The sequence below is a fragment of the Bradyrhizobium sp. LB8.2 genome, from assembly GCF_040548035.1.
Lineage (GTDB): Bacteria > Pseudomonadota > Alphaproteobacteria > Rhizobiales > Xanthobacteraceae > Bradyrhizobium.
Genome location: NZ_JBEPQV010000073.1, coordinates 1 through 2023, shown reverse-complemented (window position 1 = coordinate 2023; position 2023 = coordinate 1). Strand labels below are relative to the sequence as shown.

Annotated in this window: 1 protein-coding gene; it reads left to right on the top strand. The window is 61.9% G+C overall.

Going from position 1 to position 2023, the window contains the following annotated elements:
* Positions 1-163 precede the first annotated feature (163 nt).
* Entirely contained in the window at positions 164-1933 is a 1770-nt protein-coding gene (locus tag ABIB06_RS38775) for an IS1634 family transposase (protein ID WP_354046357.1), read from the top strand.
* Positions 1934-2023 lie beyond the last annotated feature (90 nt).

Sequence of the window (2023 nt, the reverse complement as noted above, 5' to 3'; positions counted from 1 at the left end):
CCCAACTTGCGCAGTTAGAGGCGAGATTTCGCTATTTTCGGGGATTTTGCACCGCGTGACTTGAATCGGATCAATTGGTTAGACGGTGCGAAGCGGGGATTTCGGCGTGTAGTGCCAACCTGGGGTATTTTCTGAAGGCCGCGAGTCGGATTGATTCGGGCGCATGTATCTGCGCCACACCACGATACGCAAGGATGGGAAGGTTCATCGCTATTGGCGCCTTGTGCGCAGCGTGCGTGTTGGTCGTCGGGTCATTCAACAAACGGTGGCGCAGCTCGGCGAACTCGATGAGCAGGGTCGCGTGCAGGCACGGGCGCTGGCGCACCGGTTGATCGGAACTCCCGAGCGCGCGCAGCTGTTCGATGATGGCAGCGAGCAATTGACGGCGCCGGTGCGGTTGAAGGGCATCCGCATCGAGCGCCCGCGTCAGTTTGGCGATGTGTATCTGGCGCTTGCGTTGTGGCGCGGAACCGGGCTTGAGGCTCTGTGCGAGCGGCTGCTTCCGATCGGCAAGGCGCGCATCGCGTGGTCGAAGATGGCGGCCGTGCTGGTCGCCGCGCGATTTTGCGAACCGTCGAGCGAGTTGCACATCGCGGAGGACTGGTATCGACGCACGGCGCTTTCAGATCTGCTGCAGCTCGGTGACGAGGAGGTCAACAAGGATCGGCTCTATCGCGGGCTCGATCATCTGCTCGCCTACAAGAGCGAGCTCGAAGCGCATCTGTCGCAGCGCTGCGGAGAGCTGTTTGCGACCCAGAACGAGGTGCTGCTCTACGACGTGACGAGCACATATTTTGAGGGCCAGGCCGCGGCCAATCCGCAGGCGCAACGCGGTTATTCCCGCGACCATCGTCCCGATTGCAAGCAGGTGTGCATCGCGCTGGTCGTAACCTTCGACGGCTTTCCCCTGGGCTACGAGGTGTTCGCCGGTAACACCCACGACTCGCGAACCTTGCAGACGATCGTAGCCACCATGGAGGCCCGGCATGGCATGCTGGGAAGAGTCTGGATCACCGACCGCGGCATGGCCAGCGCCGACAATCTGACGTGGCTGCGCCAAACCGGCCGGCGCTACATCATCGGCGCGCCGAAGTCGGAACTGAAGAAGTTCGCCCTTGAACTCGCTCGCCCGGATGGCTGGCGCATGGTCAACGAAGGCGTCGAGGTCAAGCTGATGCGCCACCCCGAGACCGGGGAGACCGTGATCCTGTGCCGCTCGGCCGATCGGCGCAGCAAAGAGCGCGCCATGCACGACAAGTTCAGCCGGCGGATCGAAGAAGCGCTCGGGCGCCTGGCAGCGCGGCTGGCTCGTTCGAAGAAGCGCATTGATCCGGCGACGGTGAACCGGCAGATCGGCCGCATCCTGCAGCAAAACCAGCGATCCGCCGCCCGCTTCGCGATCACGCTGGAGCCGGATGGCTGCTCCGCGGGTTTCCGCCTTGGCGTCGTTTACAATGCCTCGTTCGACGACTGGGCCGCGCTCTCAGAGGGCGCCTATCTGTTGCGTTCGAACATCGACGATTGGAGCGATCGACAGCTCTGGAAGGCCTATATCCAGCTCACCCAGGCCGAAGCCGCCTTCCGCATCCAGAAGGACCAACTTAACCTCCGTCCAATCTGGCACCAGCGCGAGGATCGCGTGCAGGCTCATATCCTCGTCTGCTTTCTCGCCTTCGTGCTGTGGAAGAGCCTGGAGATGTGGCAGAGCCGCGCAGGTCTCGGTAATTCGCCGTGCATCATCCTGGAAGAACTCAAACGCATTCAGTCCCAGGACGTCGTTCTGCCGACCGCAGCGCATGACCAGATTCGCCTGCGCTGTGTGACCCAGCCAGACCCGGCGCAGGCCGCCCTGCTCAATCGTCTCGGCATCGTCCTGCCAAAGCGAATGCGCCTCGCAGAGCAACACTTGCCAGCTCTCGAACACAGCGCCTGATCACAATTCCCAAGAAAATGTAGTGCCAACTTTTCGGCTAAGGCATTGATTTGCTTATAGCCGGGGGTCGATTCTGCGCAAGTTGGGCTA

What these genes read in the sequence shown, in the direction of transcription:
- ABIB06_RS38775 (WP_354046357.1), top strand. Translation starts at nt 164, where the DNA reads ATGTATCTGCGCCACACCACGATACGCAAGGATGGGAAGGTTCATCGC.